The following is a 13,365-nucleotide window of genomic DNA, read 5'->3' on the forward strand; positions in this document are numbered from 1 at the left end:
TACCAGGGCAGCGCAGTACTGCATGCAGGGTGCTTGATATTTTAAACACCCTAAGCCTATGTTGTTGTCAGCCTATAACAACAAGGACAAGCGTCATGACCACCGCCGCCCACCGCTCGCCTGCCGAGCTCCTCCAGGGCATCGACCAGATCGAATGCGTCACCCCCGACCTCAACGGCGTTCCCCGCGGCAAGGTGATGACCGCCGAGGGCTTCCTCGAAGGCCGCCGGCTGCAGATGGCCCGGGGCGTGCTGCTGCAATGCATCATGGGCGGCTACCCGCCTGCGCGTTTCTACGGCAGTGACGACGGCGACCTGGCGCTGGTGGCGGAGCCTGCGCAGATCCACCGGCTGCCGTGGAGCGAGGAGGGCCTGGCGCTGGCCATCTGTGATGCCAACGAACTTGATGGCCGGCCTTCCGGGCTGTCCACGCGCGGGCAGCTCAAGGCGGTGATCGCCCGCTACGCCGCCCTTGGCCTGGCGCCAGTGGTGGCGACCGAGCTGGAGTTCTTCGTCTTCGCCCCCAACACCGACCCGCAGCAACCCTTCCTGCCACCGGTTGGCAAGGATGGCCGCCGCGAACTTGGCCACTCGGCGTTCAGTGTCAGTTCCAACAACGGCCTGCGCCCGTTCTTCCAGGAGGTCTACCAGTGCATGGCGGCCCTGGGCCTGCCACGTGACACCTTCATGCACGAAATGGGCGTGAGCCAGTTCGAGATCAATCTGTTGCACGGCGACCCGCTGCTGCTGGCCGACCAGACCTTCCTGTTCAAGCACCTGCTCAAGGAAGTGGCACTCAAGCATGGCCTGAGCGTGGTGTGCATGGCCAAGCCGTTGGCGCACACCCCGGGCAGTTCCATGCACATTCACCAGAGCGTGGTGGAGATCGCCAGCGGGCGCAACGTTTTCAGCGACGAGCAGGGTCAGCCGACCGATGCGTTCTACCACTTCATTGGCGGCCAGCAGGCGTGCATGGCCGATTTCACCGCGCTGTTCGCGCCCAACGTCAATTCCTACCAGCGGCTGTGCCATCCCTACGCCTCGCCGAACAATGCCTGCTGGTCCGAGGACAACCGCGCTGCCGGCCTGCGCATTCCGGCCAGCGCCCCGGTGGCGCGGCGGGTCGAGAACCGCCTGCCGGGTGCCGACGCCAACCCCTACCTGGCCATCGCTGCCAGCCTGGCCGCCGGCCTGCACGGCATCGAGCAGCGCCTGCAGCCAACCGCTGCAATCCAGGGCGAGTTCGAGGTGCCGGCACACCTGAGCCTGCCGTGCACTCTGCATGCGGCCCTCGAACGCCTCAAGCGCAGCACCCTGGCACGGGAACTGTTCGGCAGCGAGTTCATTGACGGCTACCTGGCCAGCAAGACCTTGGAACTGACGGATTTCTTCAACGAGATCACCCCGTGGGAACGGCGCGTACTCGCCGCACAGGCCTGATCGCGACACAACCGGTACTGGACGCGCCCCTGTCCGGCTATTTGTCTGGCAGGGGACTGCGCCGCGACCATTTTGCTTTTATGCTTGCCAGCAAGCCAACGCCACCTGACCAGGGAGTTCGACGGGACGTATGCGGAACATCTGGAAGCCCTTTCAGTCGTTGTATTTCGCCGCCTTGATGATGTTGATCGGCTCGGGCCTGCTCAGTACCTACCTGGCGCTGCGCCTGGCGGCCGATCATGTCGACAGTCTGTGGGTCGGTGCGCTGATGGCGGCCAACTACTTCGGCCTGGCGCTGGGCGGCAAGATCGGCCACCGGTTGATCGGCCGGGTCGGGCACATTCGCGCCTATGCGACCTGCGCCGGTATCGTCTGTGCGGCGGTGCTCGGGCATGGCATGACCAGCTGGTTGCCGGTGTGGGTCGGGCTGCGGATGATCGTCGGCCTCGGCATGATGTGCCAGTACATGGTCATCGAGAGCTGGCTCAACGAGCAGGCCGAAGCCAAGTACCGTGGTGCGGTGTTCAGTGGCTACATGATCGCCTCTTATCTTGGCCTGGTGCTCGGCCAGCTGATTCTGGTGGTGCACCCGCAGCTGGGCCCGGAACTGCTGATGCTGGTGGCCATGTGCTTTGCCCTGTGCCTGGTGCCGGTGGCGATGACCCGGCGCATCCACCCGGCGCCCCTGCGCCCGGCACCGATGGAGCCGAAATTCTTCATCAAGCGGGTGCCGCAGTCGCTCAGCACGGTGCTGGGTTCAGGCTTGATCGTGGGTTCGTTCTACGGTTTGGCGCCGCTGTACGCCTCCAGCCAGGGCATGACGACCGAGCAGATCGGTCTGTTCATGGGCTGCTGCATTTTTGCCGGGCTGCTGGTGCAGTGGCCGCTGGGCTGGTTGTCCGACCGCTACGACCGGGCGGTGCTGATCCGCAGCGTTGCGGTGGGCCTGGCGCTGGCGTCGGCGCCGCTGGCCATCCTGCCCAGCGTGCCGCTGGAGGCGCTGTTTGGCATCGGCTTCGTGATTTCGCTGCTGCAGTTCTGCCTGTATCCGCTGGCGGTGGCGTTTTCCAATGACCACGTCGAGAGCGAGCGGCGGGTGTCGTTGACCGCCATGCTGCTGGTCACCTATGGCGTGGGCGCCTGTATCGGGCCACTGGCGGCGGGGGTGCTGATGAAGGTGTTGGGGGCGCAGATGCTGTATGCGTTCTTCGCGTTCTTTGCCCTGGTGCTGGTGTGGCGCATCCGGCCGAAGGCGGTTACCGGGCTGCACCAGGTGCAGGATGCGCCGCTGGGCCACGTGGCCATGCCGGCGGCCGGTTCGCCACTGTCGGCGGCGCTCGACCCGCGGGTGGATGAGCAGACCGTGCAGGAAGTGATGCAGACACCGGTGGCGGCTGAAGATACCGAGGATGATCAGAAGGCCGAGCCGGTTGCCGAGGCTCAGCAGGATGAGGTCAGCAAGTCAGTCTGAACCTGTGCCGGCCTGTTCGCGGGTGAACCCGCGGAGGCCGGCACAGGAGAAACGAAAACGCCACCCGATGGGTGGCATTTTTGTATTGGCAGGCGACTCAGTAGTCGTCCTTGTCGAACCGCCGCGCTTCACGCTGCAGCTGGTACACAAAGCTTTCGATCTTGCGCTGCGCCTGGCCATTGAGGTTATGGAAGCGCACACCAGCGAAGGTGGTGTTGATCCGCTCTTCATAATGCAGGTGGCGCAGCTCGACCATGGTGTCCACCAGGCCCAGCGGGTTGCTGGCCTTGAAACGCTCGTACACCTGGCCCAGTTGCAGGCGGTTTTCGACATTACCTTCGAAGCGCAGCTTGCAGCCGGTGGCAGAGATGTCCAGCAACTTGCCGCGCAAGGCACCATTACCCTTGAGGAAGCTGCCGTCGAGGATGATGTCGACCAGTTGCGACAGCTTCAGCGCGGCGCGGAAGGCGTTGCGACGCTGGTGGTAGGTCATCTCTTCCGGCATTGCGCCACGGTAGCAGCGGTGGCCGTCGACTTCGCTGATCTTCAGTTCCTGATTGCATTCCCATGCGATGCGCACGCCGTCATGGAAGCCTTCGACGCGGAACGGTTCGCCGTTCTCGATGAATTTTTCGCCGTCGCGCGGGATCATCTCGTCCAGCGCCAGGGTATTGCTGTCACGGTCCACGTGTACCACGTAGCTCTGGAACCGCTGGCTGCGCTCATGGAAGGTGATGATCAGCGGATCATGGCTGTCTTGTAGCTGGCGCAGGTTGGCCGCGATCTCCAAGGGCGTGTTCAGCACCTTCGGCGGTTGCGGGGCATCGGCTTCATTGAACACGGGTTTTCAATCTCCAGGCAAAAACGACACACGCAAGTAACGGCATTTTGCCAGTATGTTCCGTGCCTTGATAGAAGTAATCACACTTGGCTGAGCGCCCGGGGCTTGGCAAGTGGTGAAGTGGCGCCACGGCTGTCGTAGAGCGACGGTGCTTCGCCACCCTGAAGGATTCTGATCTGGTTGGCCGTGACGTGTTGCTGCACCTGGATGATCCGGCCATTGGTCTCGTTGACCTTCTGGCAGGCATCCATCAACTGGGTCAGCACATCGAGCTGCTGCAGGATCAGCTCGCCGTTGTCCGACTGAGCCGCCAATGCCTGCACCCCGGCGCGATTGGCGCTCAGGCCGAGGCTGGTGAGCAGGTTGTTGCGGCGCATGCCTTGCTGCTCGAGCAGGACGATCAGCGACTGCTTGCGGGCCAGGATGCCCTCCAGCGGCGCCATGTCGCGGCCGTGCAGGGCCACCGACTCCTGCTGGAGCAGGTCGAGCAGTTCCTGGGTCGGGGCGATGTCGTCTTCGATCAGTTGCAGCAAAGTGATGTCGTGCATGGCTAACTCTTGGCTTTACATAGCGTCCGTGAAGTCAGCGCGACGAACGGTCAGCGCTGGGCTTCGAAATCGAGCAGTTTGCTGGCGACCCGGCCGGCATCGACCTGGTAGCTGCCGTCTGCGATCGCCTGTTTCAACTGCGCCACGCGGGCACTGTTGACGACGGGCTGGTCGCGCAGCTTGTCGCTGACCTTTTGCAACTGCTGGGCCTCTTGGCTGAGGTGTACCGCTTCTCCGCTGGCGCTGGCGCTTTTCGGCGCTTCTTGGGTTTCGCCGCTTTTCTCGGCGTTGCCGGACGTGGCGTTGCCACGAACGCCGCCCGTGACGGACGGAGAGTTATTCAAACGACTGAAGTCGATGACCATGATCAGAAACCTCTGGGTATTTGGACGCTTGCCTTGTTTTCGGCCAACCCGAAAGAAACTTTAGGCACAAATGCTTAGCCGCCTGTCAGCAAGCTCGCGAACCCGTTTCTGGCACAGTTTAGGAAAAGCAGTTACACACCGCCAGCGCAATCTACATGGCGACCTCAACCTGGCCGGGGCCGGTGACCCGAGCCTTGACCACCCGCTGCGAATTGAGGTTGCGCACGCGGATCTGCTCGCCCTGGCCGCCCTTGGCCAAGGCTTCGCCCGGCATGCGCACGCTCAAGGGGCCGCTGCGTGCGGTAATCACTACGTGGTCGCCCTTGCGCACCACCTCGGCTTGCTCCAGATGCTGCGCCGTGAGCACCTGGTCGAGCACCGTCGAGCGCACCATCTTCATGCCTACCGCCTGGTCGAGGTCGGTGAGAAAACCCTGGGTCAGCGTACCGACGTCGCGCTCGCGCAGGGCCACGTCATTTTCGCCAACGACGTTGTCGCGCTTGAGCGGGCGGGTCACCACCACCACGTCGCGGAACAGCTTCACCGTCGCCGGCACGAAGAGGGTCCACGGCGCGCTACCGTCACAGCGTACCCGTACGGTCACCCGGCCCAGCGGCTGCGCCGGGCTCTCCAGCGAGGCGTCCAGTTGCTGGCTGCACAGCGGCATGCGCAGGCGCGGGTCGAGCGGGTTGACCTGGATTTCGTAGCGCCCGGGAGTCTGGGTGGTGGCCAGGTAGTCCTCGACACTGAATTCAAGAAACCCTTGGGTGACACCGATAAGCTGTTCAGGCAAGGTAACCGCGTCCGCCAGCGTGCGAACGCCGGGTGCCAGCAGGCATAGCACGGCGAGCGTGCCGCTCAGCAGGTGTGTCAGTCGTCGGAAATTTGTCGTTTTCGTGTACATGGCGCTCAAAAAAGCAAAGCCCGTGCCGACTTGGTGACCACGTAGCACCAAAAAGGCAGAACGCATAAGGAGTCAGGCATGGCGGGGGTAATGGATTCAGTCAACCAGCGCACGCAGCTGGTTGGGCAGAATCGCCTGGAGTTGCTGCTGTTCCGTCTCAACGGGGCGCAGCTTTACGGCATAAACGTGTTCAAGGTTCGCGAAGTGCTGCAGTGCCCGGAGCTGACCGTGCTGCCCAAGTCGCACCCGGTGGTGCGCGGCGTGGCCAACATTCGCGGGGCAACCATCCCGATCCTCGACCTGTCGATGGCGACCGGCCTGCCGGGGTTGCAGGAAGACACGCGCAACAGCTTCGTGATCATCACCGAGTACAACACCAAGACCCAGGGCTTTCTGGTGCACTCGGTCGAGCGCATCGTCAACATGAACTGGGAAGAGATCCATCCGCCACCCAAGGGCACGGGGCGCGACCACTACCTGACCGCCGTCACCCGGGTCGACAACCGCATGGTCGAGATCATCGACGTGGAGAAGGTGCTGGCCGAGGTGGCGCCGTCGTCCGAGTCGGTGTCTGCCGGCGTGGTCGATGCCGAGGTGCAGGACAAGGCCACGCTGCTGCGGGTGCTGACCGTCGACGATTCGTCGGTGGCGCGCAAGCAGGTCAGCCGCTGCCTGCAGACGGTGGGTGTGGAGGTGGTGGCGCTCAACGATGGCCGTCAGGCTCTGGACTACTTGCGCAAGCTGGTCGACGAGGGCAAGAAGCCGGAAGAAGAGTTACTGATGATGATCTCCGACATTGAAATGCCGGAAATGGACGGCTATACGCTTACCGCAGAGATCCGCAGCGACCCGCGTATGCAAAAATTGCACATCTGCCTGCATACTTCGTTGTCCGGAGTGTTCAACCAGGCGATGGTCAAGAAGGTCGGGGCTGATGATTTCCTGGCCAAGTTCAAGCCGGACGACCTGGCCCAGCGCGTGGTCGACCGGATCAAGGCAGCGCATTGAAGCAGCCGGGGGCATGCTCCCGGCACCAGTGATTGAAAAGAGGCGGCAGTAGTGTCTACGGGTAATTTGGAGTTCGAACAGTTCAGGGTATTCCTGGAAAAAGCCTGTGGCATCCTGCTGGGCGAGAATAAGCAGTACCTGGTTTCCAGCCGTCTCAACAAGCTGATGGAACAGCAGGGCATCAAGAGCCTGGGCGAGCTGGTACAGCGTATCCAGACCCAGCCGCGGGGCGGTTTGCGCGAGCAGGTGGTGGATGCGATGACCACCAACGAGACCCTGTGGTTTCGCGATACCTACCCGTTCGAAGTGCTGAAGAACAAGGTCATTCCCGAGTTCATCAGGAACAACCCCGGGCAGCGCCTGCGCATGTGGTCAGCGGCCTGCTCGTCGGGCCAGGAGCCGTACTCGATCTCGATGGCCATCGACGAATTCGAACGCAGCAACCTGGGCCAGCTGAAGATGGGCGCGCAGATCGTTGCCACCGACCTGTCCGGCTCTATGCTGAACAACTGCAAGACCGGTGAATACGACAGCCTGGCGATTGCCCGCGGCCTGTCCCAGGAGCGCCTGCAGCGTTACTTCGACACCAAGGCGCCGGGGCGCTGGGCGGTCAAGCCGGCCATCCGCAGCCGTGTCGAGTTCCGGTCGTTCAACCTGCTCGACAGCTATGCGAGCCTGGGCAAGTTCGACATCGTGTTCTGCCGCAATGTGCTGATCTACTTCTCGGCACAGGTGAAGAAGGACATCCTGTTGCGCATCCACAGCACCCTGAAGCCTGGGGGCTACCTGTTCCTCGGTGCCTCGGAGGCGCTGAACGGGTTGCCGGACCACTACCAGATGGTTCAGTGCAGCCCGGGGATCATCTACCAGGCCAAGTAAGAACGGAGTGCCTGGTGCATGCCGGTGGTTCTGTAGCTCCCGTCAAATCGAGCCGCCCGAGCGGGCGGCTCTTGATCTGCTGAACAACATTCTCAAGTCGGTACTTCCGAGAAAAAATAGGGTTCTAGATCAGTGAGTTGAGCAAGGAAAATCAAATGCTCAACTGCACTGATTTTTTTCAAGAACTTGAGGGAGTCGGAGCCGCCCAGCATGAGTGCTGGGAAAAATCCATACATTTCGTCATGCTTAAGTTGGCCAAGTGTGCGTAGCGCAGGCTTGAATAGGTCGTTGAAGTCGTTCGACTCTACTCGTGTTGAAAGGATAAAGCCCTGAAGCTCAGCATCTAGTTCAGTTTTTGTGAAGCTGTTTTTGTGGAATACATACTGAGCGCTAACGCTTGATATTGTGAGCGATGCCCCGGATTTTTCCCCCCACAGGTACAGGTCGCCAAAGGCGCTTCTGGCGATGAGGTGATAAGTATCTTGCGTGTTGAGTGCTGTGTCTTCTATCCAGGACGATACGCCTGCCTCATATTCCTGTGGGTTGACTAACCAGAAAATGCCTTCCCCGTATCCTCCCCAGCCATGTTCAGCCCAATACTCCAAGAGCTTAGGGGGTAGCTTGTCTTTGTAGCGGTCGAGGCTTGACGGTGGCACTTCCCTGCGGTCGATGGCGGGGCCAAAAATTTCGATGAACCTGGCAAAAACTTTATCCATCATGGATGCCCTTTTAGCATTTGTGTAATTTTGTGTTCATGCGCGTTGTGCTTCTAAGTTCTGGCGGAACCGTCTCGGCAGCCTTTTTGAGGTTTGGTAGCTTCGTTTTCCATTGTGGTCCTATCGTGGAATTCACTTGGCGGTCGCCGAAATCAGAGATTATATCCTTGCCGCCTGCTATGAGGTCGGGGTTGTGCAGTGCAGCTAACACGGACATCCGGTTTTTGGCTTTTTCGATTGCGGCCAATTCAGCGTCTAAAGGGTCAAGTGTTTTCCGGAGCTCTTGTGCAATGCTGTTTCGGATGTCGTCCTCATAATGCACCCTGGCTTTTTGGGCAATGCCGGGATTCCGTTTGTTTGGGGACGTAACACTCTCCAAGAACTCCTCAACCGTCATCCAGTTGAGCCCATCCTCTTGACCGTTCAACTGTCGCTTGAATTCCCCTGTCTTATACTCCGGCAACTTGCCTGTTTTAAAGCATTCGACATGATGCAATGCCATGACGCCGGGGTGGCTTTTTGTCGACCCCTTGTCATTTTTATGTGCGTCCGGTACTGCCGGATCACGCCCGGCTACCGCTCCTGTGCGCCGTTCTGGCACCTGCGGATCCGGCCGTTTCTTCAAAGCCGCCTCGTGCTTGAGCATCCACTGCCCAATCCGCGCGCCTTTCTTGCTGGTGGCCATTTCCTGGGCAAGCACACCCGCATTGCCGCGCCCGCGGGTGAGGTAGGACACCATGGCGCCCAACAGCAGCATCACCACTTCCACATGCCCTGTGGCAATGAAATGCGCTGCCTGGTCGATGGCAAACGGGTTGTCCTGGCTGAACGCGTTCAGCCCTTCTTCACCGCGGGTGCCTTCCCAGGCGATGCCGATGCCGTCCAGGTAGTACTCGCCGATACGCGGCAGGCCATCGACGAAAAATTCGGCGAGAGAGGCGATGCCCAGTGCGCCGAGTATCCAGCCGCTGACCTTGAAGCCGATGGCAGTGCCTGCGACGCCACCGGGAATGGCTCCGGCACCTCCCGCGAACGCACCGATGCCGGCACCGAGCAGGCCGCCGGTGAGGGCGCTGCCGGCGACGATCATCGCCATCTGCTCGGCGACGCCGATCAGGTCGTCGAGGATGCTTTTGATGTCGAGGTCGGCGAAGCGCTGGCGCAGCAGGTCGCCGGCTACCCATTCCGCCTTGTGGAACGCGCGCCGCACGGTGTCCACGCGGCGCAGGTTGAGGGCCAGTGACGGCACCTGTTCGTTGAGGTAAGTACGGAAATGGGCGCCTCCCTGATAGCCCATTTCATCGGTGATGCGTGTTTCGATATCGCGCCAGGTGGGCACGATGTGCCAGAGCAACATGAGGCGTCTCCCTGCCAGTTTTGTGCAGGGGAAATCACATCATGGAGTGAGGGCGGGAAATTCCTGAGTCGGCTGTAGGAAAAGTCTATTTAATTTCCAATGGGGCAAGGGTTATTGAGATTTGAGATTGCTGGGTAGGGTTGGTGGGGTTGTCGTTTCAAGATCGAACGCCGCGCGGACGGCGCTCGATCTTGAAGCGATACATGCACTGCCAAGCACCTGCCCACCCTCTGACGTCAATTTTTTGTTTTGCCGCTTTTGCCACTCGGAAATTGCCGCTTTCGCTTCGCCAGGCGGAAGCACTTTGCCGCTTTTCTGGCATCGCGCCATCAGCCGCCCGCGCTACAACCCAGCATTTCCGGGCTTTCGGGAATGTGGCACAGCCCTTGCTATACCTTGCTCAACGAAATTCCGGCCAACCTTCGAAGGTTTTCCCGACATGAGCATCAGTTTCGACAAGGCGCTTGGCATTCACGAAAAGGCACTGGGCTTCCGCGCTCAGCGCGCCGAAGTGCTGGCCAACAATATCGCCAACGCCGACACGCCCAACTACAAGGCGCGTGACATGGACTTCTCTTCGGTGCTCGCCGCCGAGAGCCAGAAGCAGCAAAGCGGCCGCTTCGCCATGGACCGCACCAACAGCCGCCACATCGAGGCCGAAGGCCTGGCAATGGCTGACGACTCGCTGCAATACCGCGTGCCGACCCAGCCGTCGATCGACCAGAACACCGTGGACGCCCAGATCGAGCAATCGAACTACACGGAAAACGCCATCGGCTTCCAGGCCAGCTTCACCTTGCTCAACAGTAAATTCAAAGGGCTGGTTTCGGCCCTGCGCGGAGAGTAATTCATGTCCCTTTCCAGTGTTTTCAACATTGCCGGCAGCGGCATGAGCGCGCAGAACACCCGCCTCAACACCGTTGCCTCGAACATCGCCAACGCCGAAACCGTGTCGTCGAGCATCGACCAGACCTACCGTGCGCGCCACCCGGTGTTCGCCACCACTTTCCAGAACGCGCAAAGCGGCGTCAGCCAGTCGTTGTTCGAGGACCAGGGCGAGGCGGGGCAGGGCGTGCAGGTCAAGGGCATCGTCGAAGACCAGAGCAATCTGGAGGCGCGCTACGAGCCGAATCACCCGGCGGCGAACAAGGACGGCTACGTCTACTACCCGAACGTCAACGTGGTCGAGGAGATGGCTGACATGATCTCCGCCAGCCGTGCGTTCCAGACCAACGCCGAGCTGATGAACACCGCCAAGAACATGATGCAGAAAGTGCTGACCCTGGGTCAGTGATAAGGAAGCCGGACCATGGCCATCGATACCTCCTCTACCGGTGTCAACCTCAACGACGTCATCGCGGCGTCCGGTGTCAGCACTGGCACCACCAAGAAGACCACCACTGATACCGCGTCCCAGACCGGCAACAGCTCTCTGGGCAAGGATGCGTTCCTGCAGCTGCTGGTTACCCAGATGCAGCACCAGAACCCGCTCGACCCGCAGGACAACGGCGAGTTCGTGGCCCAGTTGGCGCAGTTCAGCAGCCTTGAGGGCATCACCTCGCTGAACGAGTCGGTCACCAACATCACCAGTGCCATGGCCTCGTCCCAGGCGCTGCAGGCGTCGTCGCTGGTCGGCCGCTCGGTGATCGTGCAGAACGACAAGGCCGTGGTCGATACCGCCGACAGTTTCAATGGCCAGTTCGTCGTGCCGCAGGCCATCGACGGGGCGAAGATCACCGTCAAGGACAAGGACGGCAACACCGTCAAGACCATCGAGGTGGGCGAACAGAAAGCCGGCTACGCCGACTTCATCTGGGATGGCACCAACTCGAGCGGCGCGAAGGTCGACCCGGGAACCTACACCTTCACTGCCAGCACCACCGTGGATGGCAAATCGGTGCAGATGAACACCCTGCTGCCGGCCAAGGTCACCAGCGTAAGCTTCAACACCACGGGCGAAATGGTGCTCAACCTCGCCGGGGTCGGCAAGGTTTCCCTGTCCGACGTACAAACCATCGGTATCTAAGGCCAGAACGGCACAAGGAGCAACAGCATGTCTTTCAATATCGGCCTTAGCGGTCTGTACGCAGCCAACAAGCAGCTGGACGTTACCGGCAACAACATTGCCAACGTCAACACCACCGGTTTCAAGTCGTCGCGTGCCGAGTTCGCCGACGTCTACGCCGGCGCCAATCGCCTGGGCGTGGGCAAGAACCAGGTCGGCAACGGTGTGCGACTGGCCGCGGTTTCCCAGCAATTCACCCAGGGTGACGTGAACAACACCGGCAACGTGCTGGACATGGGTATCCAGGGCCAGGGCTACTTCGTGCTGTCCGACAACGGCTCGATGGTCTACACCCGTGCCGGTGCCTTCCAGACCAGCAAGGACAACTATGTCGTCACTTCCGATGGCCTGCGCCTGCAGGGCTATGCTGCCGACAGCAGCGGCAACATCAAGAAAGGTGTGCTGACCGACCTGCAGATCGACACCTCGGCGCTGCAGCCAAAGGCCACCACCCTGATCGACCAGGGCATCAACCTGAATTCCTCGGCCAAGTCTATCCCGCTGCCGTCGACGCCGCCGGTTGCCGGTGACATCGTGTTCGACCCGACTGATGACACTACGTACACCAAGTCGTTCCCGACCAAGGTCTACGACAGTCAGGGTAACGAGCACACCATGGAACAGTTCTACCGCAAGACCGACACCAACCAGTGGACGATGTACACCCTGGTAGATGGTCGCAACCCGATGGACCCGACGTCCACTGCGCCGCTGGAAGCGACCATGACCTTCAATACCGACGGTAGCGTGGCGTCCATGGCCACTGACCCGGCCAGCATTCCGCCGGGTGCTCCGGCCAACGCCGAATGGGCGGTGACCAACAATACCTTCACCCTCAAGGGCTGGGTCCCGGCCGCCAAGGATGCTGCAGGTAACTGGGCCTCCAACGGTTCGGCGGAGAACGCCGACGGCATGAAGCTGTCGATGAACAGCACCACCTCGTACAACACTGAGACCGCGCGCATGTCGCAGTCCCAGGACGGTTATGCCACCGGCATCCTGTCAAGCCTTAGCATCGACTCCACCGGCGTGATGTTCGCCAGCTTCAGCAACCAGCAGTCGCGTGCCATCGGCCAGGTAGCCCTGGCCAGCTTCGCCAACGACCAAGGCCTGCAGCAGATCGGTGGCACCCGCTGGACCGAGACTTATTCCTCGGGCATTCCGGGTATTGATACGCCGAAGACCGGCACCCTGGGCAGTGTCGAGTCCAACGCGCTGGAAGGCTCGAACGTCAACCTGACGCAAGAGCTGGTCGAGCTGATCAAGGCGCAGAGCAACTACCAGGCGAACGCCAAGACCATCTCCACTGAAAGCACCATCATGCAGACCATCATTCAGATGACCTGATGGTCGCTGGCTGAGCATGCGTGGACTGACCCCTTTCCTGTAAAGGGGTCAGTCGTATTTGCAGGAGGGATCATGAAAAGGCTGGTTGTCACGTTGATCGCCGCTTTCTGCCTGTACCAGGCCCAGGCCGGCACCGCGCCCTGGTGGCGCTGGGAGAGCCAGGTGGATGGCCGGCTGGTGTGTTCGCAGTGGCCGCCGGGGGAGGGCTGGAAAAAATTCGCCGGTCCATTCACCAATGGCGGTTGCCGCGAGCCTTGATGAGGCCGGTAGAGGATTGCCGCCATCGGCAACCCGGCGCCGGATAACCGGCGGCATCCCAATCGCAAAACCCCGATAAAAGCCCGTATTCACGGGCTTTTTCATGAATTCGAGAAGTTGGTTCGGAACTTGCTTCAGAGCCTGCACAGCAACGGCGAACGGCAAAC

General features: G+C 61.0%; 15 protein-coding genes. 9 read left to right on the plus strand and 6 right to left on the minus strand.

The annotated features are described in order from the left end of the window. Nucleotides 1–197: 197 nt before the first annotated feature. The gene (locus tag ACLEJU_RS23635; RefSeq protein WP_435423666.1) at nucleotides 198–1,439 is read left to right on the plus strand and encodes a glutamine synthetase family protein; all 1,242 of its coding nucleotides are present in this window, start codon (nucleotides 198–200) and stop codon (nucleotides 1,437–1,439) included. Nucleotides 1,440–1,569: 130 nt separating this feature from the next. Then, nucleotides 1,570–2,910 carry an MFS transporter gene (locus ACLEJU_RS23640; RefSeq protein WP_435423664.1) on the plus strand — a complete coding sequence of 447 codons (1,341 nt, stop codon included), beginning with the start codon at nucleotides 1,570–1,572 and terminating at the stop codon, nucleotides 2,908–2,910. A 97-nt stretch (nucleotides 2,911–3,007) separates the two neighbouring features. Here ACLEJU_RS23640 and ACLEJU_RS23645 read toward each other — a convergent pair whose 3' ends face one another. The 4 genes from ACLEJU_RS23645 to flgA form a co-directional block, all read right to left on the minus strand. Continuing rightward, complete coding sequence (locus tag ACLEJU_RS23645) at nucleotides 3,008–3,751, minus strand: flagellar brake protein (protein WP_435423663.1); 744 nt, start codon at nucleotides 3,749–3,751, stop codon at nucleotides 3,008–3,010. A gap of 80 nt (nucleotides 3,752–3,831) precedes the next feature. Then, a complete protein-coding gene (locus ACLEJU_RS23650) occupies nucleotides 3,832–4,299 on the minus strand; it encodes a flagella synthesis protein FlgN (protein ID WP_060508334.1) in 468 nt (155 codons plus the stop codon). A 50-nt stretch (nucleotides 4,300–4,349) separates the two neighbouring features. Further along, nucleotides 4,350–4,664 carry a flagellar biosynthesis anti-sigma factor FlgM gene (gene flgM, locus ACLEJU_RS23655; RefSeq protein ID WP_435423662.1) on the minus strand — a complete coding sequence of 105 codons (315 nt, stop codon included), beginning with the start codon at nucleotides 4,662–4,664 and terminating at the stop codon, nucleotides 4,350–4,352. Between the two features lie 151 nt (nucleotides 4,665–4,815). Next, the gene (gene flgA / locus ACLEJU_RS23660; RefSeq protein ID WP_159411539.1) at nucleotides 4,816–5,568 is read right to left on the minus strand and encodes a flagellar basal body P-ring formation chaperone FlgA; all 753 of its coding nucleotides are present in this window, start codon (nucleotides 5,566–5,568) and stop codon (nucleotides 4,816–4,818) included. 78 nt (nucleotides 5,569–5,646) lie between these two features. On the opposite strand from flgA, the gene ACLEJU_RS23665 reads away from it, so the two are divergent. Next, complete coding sequence (locus tag ACLEJU_RS23665; RefSeq protein ID WP_435423661.1) at nucleotides 5,647–6,576, plus strand: chemotaxis protein CheV; 930 nt, start codon at nucleotides 5,647–5,649, stop codon at nucleotides 6,574–6,576. Between the two features lie 51 nt (nucleotides 6,577–6,627). Then, nucleotides 6,628–7,455 carry a protein-glutamate O-methyltransferase CheR gene (gene cheR / locus ACLEJU_RS23670; RefSeq protein WP_159411538.1) on the plus strand — a complete coding sequence of 276 codons (828 nt, stop codon included), beginning with the start codon at nucleotides 6,628–6,630 and terminating at the stop codon, nucleotides 7,453–7,455. Between the two features lie 92 nt (nucleotides 7,456–7,547). Here cheR and ACLEJU_RS23675 read toward each other — a convergent pair whose 3' ends face one another. Next, nucleotides 7,548–8,171: a GAD-like domain-containing protein gene (locus ACLEJU_RS23675; protein WP_435423665.1), complete on the minus strand. Its 624-nt coding sequence runs from the start codon at nucleotides 8,169–8,171 to the stop codon at nucleotides 7,548–7,550. A gap of 13 nt (nucleotides 8,172–8,184) precedes the next feature. Continuing rightward, nucleotides 8,185–9,528 (minus strand): DUF6861 domain-containing protein, encoded by a 1,344-nt coding sequence (locus tag ACLEJU_RS23680; RefSeq protein ID WP_435423660.1) that lies wholly within the window; start codon nucleotides 9,526–9,528, stop codon nucleotides 8,185–8,187. 439 nt (nucleotides 9,529–9,967) lie between these two features. Between ACLEJU_RS23680 and flgB the strand changes: the two genes are divergently transcribed. From flgB to ACLEJU_RS23705, 5 genes are all read left to right on the plus strand, one after another. Further along, nucleotides 9,968–10,375, plus strand: a complete 408-nt coding sequence (gene flgB / locus ACLEJU_RS23685; protein ID WP_103446465.1) for a flagellar basal body rod protein FlgB — start codon at nucleotides 9,968–9,970, stop codon at nucleotides 10,373–10,375. Nucleotides 10,376–10,378: 3 nt separating this feature from the next. Further along, complete coding sequence (gene flgC, locus ACLEJU_RS23690; protein WP_027921143.1) at nucleotides 10,379–10,822, plus strand: flagellar basal body rod protein FlgC; 444 nt, start codon at nucleotides 10,379–10,381, stop codon at nucleotides 10,820–10,822. Nucleotides 10,823–10,837: 15 nt separating this feature from the next. Beyond that, complete coding sequence (gene flgD, locus ACLEJU_RS23695; RefSeq protein ID WP_435423659.1) at nucleotides 10,838–11,554, plus strand: flagellar hook assembly protein FlgD; 717 nt, start codon at nucleotides 10,838–10,840, stop codon at nucleotides 11,552–11,554. 27 nt (nucleotides 11,555–11,581) lie between these two features. Beyond that, nucleotides 11,582–12,940, plus strand: coding sequence for a flagellar hook protein FlgE (gene flgE / locus ACLEJU_RS23700; RefSeq protein ID WP_435423658.1), 1,359 nt, complete (start codon nucleotides 11,582–11,584; stop codon nucleotides 12,938–12,940). 72 nt (nucleotides 12,941–13,012) lie between these two features. After that, nucleotides 13,013–13,198 (plus strand): hypothetical protein, encoded by a 186-nt coding sequence (locus tag ACLEJU_RS23705; protein ID WP_435423657.1) that lies wholly within the window; start codon nucleotides 13,013–13,015, stop codon nucleotides 13,196–13,198. Nucleotides 13,199–13,365 lie beyond the last annotated feature (167 nt).

The sequence above is a fragment of the Pseudomonas sp. SMN11 genome, from assembly GCF_052041945.1.
Lineage (GTDB): Bacteria > Pseudomonadota > Gammaproteobacteria > Pseudomonadales > Pseudomonadaceae > Aquipseudomonas.